3 protein-coding genes are annotated in these 6,045 nt (G+C 50.6%); 2 read left to right on the top strand and 1 reads right to left on the bottom strand.

The genetic code is table 11. The annotated features are described in order from the left end of the window. The first annotated feature begins 490 nt into the window (after window positions 1–490). Both N836_RS41175 and N836_RS41170 read left to right on the top strand, forming a co-directional pair. A complete protein-coding gene (locus tag N836_RS41175) occupies window positions 491–1,915 on the top strand; it encodes an SLBB domain-containing protein (RefSeq protein ID WP_023070344.1) in 1,425 nt (474 codons plus the stop codon). 175 nt (window positions 1,916–2,090) lie between these two features. After that, window positions 2,091–4,394, top strand: a complete 2,304-nt coding sequence (locus N836_RS41170) for a GumC family protein (RefSeq protein WP_023070343.1) — start codon at window positions 2,091–2,093, stop codon at window positions 4,392–4,394. 15 nt (window positions 4,395–4,409) lie between these two features. Here N836_RS41170 and dinB read toward each other — a convergent pair whose 3' ends face one another. Further along, a complete protein-coding gene (gene dinB, locus N836_RS41165; protein ID WP_023070342.1) occupies window positions 4,410–5,480 on the bottom strand; it encodes a DNA polymerase IV in 1,071 nt (356 codons plus the stop codon). Between the last annotated feature and the right edge of the window lie 565 nt (window positions 5,481–6,045).

Raw genomic sequence — 6,045 nt, 5'->3', positions numbered from 1 at the left:
AGCTTTGCTCTTCTCGCAGAGTGGGCTCGAACTCTAGAGCTATTCTCCGACTTATGTATACACCGTAGCGCCCTGGGAGAGAAGGAGCGGGGAATGGAAAATCTGACTACCTCTAACCTCTGCCCTCTCCCTAAATCCCTCTCCCCCAGGGCGAGGGACTTTGACTCGGGCTCCCCTTCCCCCTGGGGGAGAAGGGGCGGGGGGGATGAGGGCTACCGCTTATCATCCCCCAGCCCAAATCCTCATAAATATCCCGTAAAAATTCATACCAAACTCTCTCAGGCTTTCTACCCTTTGCTAACTCTATAAAACACATAGAGCAACGTTATAAATTTTGGGATTTTCCGGATATTACAGGCGATCACCAGCATTTCTCTAGAGGGCGGCAACAGCTTTCTTAATAGTGTTTGTGGTGTTCAGATCTACCTACGTTTATTTTACGCATTTCAGTATTTCCTTGCATCGTTTCTAGCCTTCTACGTTTCCTGTCATGACTAAGTCCAGATATTTGAAAACGTTAGTTCGAGCAGCTCTAATTACAGGTTTTGCCCTGGGGACTAGCGTAGGTAGCCCCGCCCTGGCAGTACTGCCCACTCTATCTGTTCCGGCCGCATCGGTTTCAACCTTAAATGATGTTTATTTGTTAGGACCGGGTGATTTGATCACCATTGAGGTATTTAATGTGCCTGAGTATAGTGGCGAGCAGCGGGTGCTTGCCAATGGCAACATTAATCTACCGGCTGTGGGCCAACTATCGGTCAGTGGCCTGACCCTGGCTCAAGCAGAACTCGCCATCAGCGAAATATATCGCTCAGAAGTTCGTTATCCACAAATTACTGTCAATCTTTTGACACCCCGGCAGCTGCGTATTGCCCTGACCGGAGAAATTCATGCCCCCGGACAATACACCCTGCCCGTAGGCGGAGAGGGACAGTTTCCCAGTCTGATCGAAGCGATTAAGCTGGCGGGCGGCATTACCCAGGCGGCGGATCTAAAGCGGGTGGAAATTCAACGTCGGGTGGAAAATGGCGGCACTCAACGGGTCGTCAGCGATTTAGCCGCCTTGCTGACCCAGGGAGATCTGACTCAAGATTTTCCGTTGCGAGATGGTGATAGCATCACCATTACTCAAATGGATGAAATCGACCTGCAAATGTCACGACAGATTGCTCTGTCTAACATTGGTCCTGATGATGAAGAAGCCATTAGTGTCGCAGTTGTCGGTGAAGTCTTTCGTCCAGGCACCTATAACTATGCCTCCCGCACTACATCGGGCCAGTCTATTAATAATGGCGATGCTAACATCGTGCAGCAGCCGGGGCGCTTGACGGTCACTCGGGCTTTGCAGCTGGCCGGTGGAGTTAAACCTTTAGCCGACCTGCGGCAGGTCGAGGTCAGACGCACCACCCGCTTGGGAGAAAGTAATACCATTTCCCTTAATCTATGGCAGCTGGTTGAATCTGGCGATCGCGACCAGGATTTAATTTTGCAAGAGGGAGACACGATTGTAGTACCGACCAATCTAACCGCCAGCTCAGAGGATATTAGTCTACTCACAGCCACTAATTTATCACCGGATTCTATCGCTGTTAATGTGGTCGGTGAAGTCGAGCAGCCGGGGCCTGTCGCTGTTGCTGCCAGCACCACGCTCAATCAGGCCGTCCTGGCGGCGGGTGGCTTTAATCGTCGCGCCAAAGAGACTGTCGCTCTGATTCGGTTAAATCCTGACGGCACCGTCACTCAGCAGTCTTTTGAAGTGGATTTAGCTCAGGGCCTCAATCCTGAGGGCAATCCTATCCTGCAACACAACGATATTGTGGTGGTTGATCCCAATGCCGCTGCCCGTCTAACCGATGGGCTCAGCAATATCCTCGGTCCCTTCCTCCAGATTCTACCGTTCGGCAATCTGTTCTAACAGACGCACTATATTAATTATTTGCCGTTGCTGATCCGAGCTATGTTTTCATCTGAAAGATACTGACATGTAGCATCTCTAGCAGATCGGTTCATTCTCTAACTCAGCAATGGTAATTATTTTTTCTACTCATTTACTCTCACTAGCATCCTAGTCTCTTTCTTTAAACTGCCCTATGGATAATCTTGCTTCAGCCAACGGTGCGTCTGCCAACAGTCTGGTCAAAGCATCCCAGCTACCCCAAATGCCATGGGCAAACGATGATGATGAGCTCGATTTGGCTCAGCTGCTGACAGTGCTCCGGCGACGTTCTCTCATGATCACGGGGGTGGCAGCCGGGGTGATGGGCACGGTTATGTTTAATACCCTGCGTCAGGAACCGGTCTATGAGGGTAGCTTTGAAGTTCTGGTAGAGCCGGTTAACGCCGATGATAATTTCACAGACTTAAGTGGTCTACTAGCCGAAGCCGCCCCGGTTAAACAATCGGGCCTGGACTATGAAACCCAGGTGCAGGTTTTACGCAGCCCTGAACTGATTGATCAGGTAATAGCAGAGTTAAAAACTATCGATCCAGATCTCGATTATGAAACCCTGCTCAAAAATCTCACCATCAAGCGAGTAGGGGAAACCAAAATCATTGAGGTGAGCTACAAAGGCACTGACCCGGTGGAAATCCAGGCTACATTGGATGCACTTTCGACCGTTTATTTAAAGTACAGTCTGGATGAGCGTCAGACCAATCTCCGCCAGGGGATTCAGTTTGTTGACCGGCAGCTGCCTGAGTTACAAACACGAGTGGATGAGCTGCAAAGTCAGTTGGAGCGATTCCGCCAGGCCTATAACTTTATTGATCCGACCACCCAAAATCAACAGATTAATGTCCAAGCTCAGCAGCTCAGCACTCAGCGTTTGGAAATAGACCGGCAGCTGGCCCAGGCCATCACCAACTACGAGCTGTTGCAAAGTCAAGGCGGTAGCGAAGTGGCGCTGCAAAGCGCCCCCGTTTATCAGCAGCTGATTCAAGAGCTGCGCCAGGTGGAAACAGAAATTGCCACTGAGCTAACTCGGTTTCAGCCCGGTAGCCTTGCCATCCAGGTGCTGCAGGAAAAGCGAGACCGCATGCTGCCGGTGATTGATGCAGAGGCTCAGCGGGTGTTAAATGCTAAATATGCCGAGGCTGAAAATGCGATCGAGCTGTTGGCCACCCAAAATGACACCATTGCTGCTGCCGAAGCCCAGCTGCAAAGTACGCTCACCCAGCTACCCACCCTGGCGCGAGAGTATAGCGACCTGCAGCGGGAGTTAGAAATTGCGGTTGGTGCCCTGAGTCGATTTTTGGAAACCCGCGAACAACTTCAGATTGAAGCAGCTCAAACGGAGATTCCTTGGGAATTAATCGAAGCGCCTACCCAACCGGAAAAGCCGATCTCGCCCAATCCTAGACGTAGCTTTGTGCTGGGCTTGGTAGCCAGCTTATTAGTCAGTGTTGGAGCTGCATTGTTACTGGAAAAAATGGATACTGTGTGCCGCACGGTAGAGGAACTGGAACGGGTAGTGAAGCTGCCGCTGTTAGGCACAGTGCCTTATCAGTCAGATTTTGATACTGAGCAAAAACAATCCAATGGTGTGGGTCAGTGGCTACAACAACGCCTGAGTAAAAAGAGTACTTCGGCTACCGATGGATATTACGGCTATAGTGGCTCACAGTTTTTGGAATCAATGCGATTGTTGCAAACAAACCTGTCGCTAACGGGTGCGGATCGGGCCATTCGCTCAGTAATTATCAGTTCGGCCATGCCCAATGAGGGTAAATCCACTATCGCTCGCCATCTGGCTCAAACTGCTGCCACTATGGGCAAACGGGTACTGCTGGTGGATGCGGACCTGCGACGCCCTACAGTTCATCACCGGCTGGGGCTGACCAATGATAAAGGTCTTAGCGATTTGCTCTCGGGCAATGCTACGGGCAATGAGGTCCTGCAAAAGGCGATGCCGTTTGTGGATTTCTATGCGATCACAGCCGGTACAGCCCCCCCCGATCCGGTGAAACTGCTGGCGTCTAAGCGGATGCGGCTATTGATGAATCAGTTAGATAAACAGTTTGACCTGGTGGTTTATGATACGCCACCGCTGGTGGGTCTGGCGGATGCGACGTTGATTGCGGCTAATACCGATGGTTTAATTCTGGTTTCTCGGCTGAACAAATGCGATCGCAATATTCTCCAGCACGCCATGGATAACATCAGCTTTACCAAAGTGCCGGTATTGGGGCTGGTGGCCAACGGTGTTTCTCCCAGCAGCAATGGCTACAAATACTACTCCTACGGCGGCTATGGGTCCCAGTCAGAACCACCCAACCCAACGCCTGACACCGCTGATGAGACTGCCAAAGTCCTCACCGCCGCCGCTAGCACCAATGGCAGCTCACCCGACAAAAACAGCCTGAGCATCTCCGATTTCCTCAAGCTTGGCAAATAGTAGGTGGTTGACGGCTTAAAGTAACGATAGCTGCTGAAACCCAACCGTTTCAGCCGGTACCAGGTTTGCCATCGCCACTCCCAACAGTCTCACCTGAGGGTGCGGCTCAAGATGATGCTCCAACAACGCCTGGGCCAGCGGTCCCATATCAGCAGCCCGCTGCATTGGCACATCCACGGTGCGACTGCGGGTAATTTGATGATAGTTGGCATACTTGATCTTTAGGGTCAGGGTATAGCCCATTTTCTTGGCCTTCAGCAGCCGAGCTTCCACATCATCCACAATGGTGGCCAAAGCCTGACTCATCGCCTCTAAAGACCGTAGGTCTTCAGCAAAGCTGCGTTCGGCCCCGATGGATTTACGAATGCGATTGGGGTCCACCCGCCGATTATCCTGAGCATTGGCAACCCGAAAATAATGATGGCCTACTTTACCAAATTGGGCCACTAAGTCAGTCTCACTCCACTGTTGCAAATCGGCTCCACTAACAATGCCCAACTGCTTCATTTTGCGGGCCGTGGCCGGACCAATCCCGTGAAATTTTTCGATTGGCAGCGTAGCGATAAAGGCCATGGCATCGTCTGGCAAAATCACATACAGCCCATCAGGTTTATTCACATCCGACGCCATTTTGGCCAAAAACTTATTGATGGAAACACCAGCGGAAGCCGTCAGTTCAGTGGTTTGGGTAATCCGCTGTTTGATCGCTTTAGCCGTTGCGATCGCAGACTCACAGCCAGTCACATCCAAATAGGCTTCATCCAGAGATAGCGGTTCAACCAGCTCAGTATAATCCCGAAAAATCGTCCGAATTTGCTCCGATACCCCTCGATACACATCAAACCGAGGTCGCACAAAAATAACATGGGGACATCGCTGTATCGCTATCCGTGACGGCATCGCCGAATGAATCCCATAGCGTCTAGCCTCATAACTCGCCGCCGCCACCGCCCCCCGCTGTTCTGGCCGACCACCCACCACCACCGGCTGATCTCGATACTCCACATGATCACGCTGTTCAATCGATGCATAAAACGCATCCATATCCACATGCAGAATTTTGCGATGGTCTGCCCTTTCTGTCATCGGGTCTACAGCCGGTGAGAAGTTGGTTAAGACAATTAATTTAGGATATTTCTGGTCAGGAAGTTACCAATGATCCAGGTCCTCAAAAACCCCAACCCCTTTCTCCCTGAGGGAAAAAAGAGGCTGACCTCAAAGTCCTTCTCCCTGGGGGAGAAGGATTTAGGATGAGGGCTCGAAAACAGGAACTACTCTCCAACTTATGCATACACAATAGCCAGGATTGGGGCAGCCCCAATATGCCTGATTTCAATATGCCTGATTGGGAAAACATAGATACTTCCATAAAGGGGGACCTTTAACTGGCATAGCCTTTTCGAGAAAACACCTTAGAAATCAGAATTTATTAGGCTCCACTATTGGATGTACAGACGTTGCATGCAACGTCTCTCCAACATTAATTTTTGGATCTTATAAAATCCTTACCCCTTAGAACCTGGCATCGTTACTGCTGCAAGCATCTTCTTCATTCTTTCATCCTCACTCTTCCGTCCTTAGCAACATGTAGCCCTAGCTTACACATTCTCTCCCAATAATTGCCATTTTTAATCCATAAAAAATACGGTCA

Source organism: Leptolyngbya sp. Heron Island J (assembly GCF_000482245.1).
Lineage (GTDB): Bacteria > Cyanobacteriota > Cyanobacteriia > Phormidesmidales > Phormidesmidaceae > Leptothoe.
This window is presented reverse-complemented; position numbering and strand designations above follow the sequence as displayed.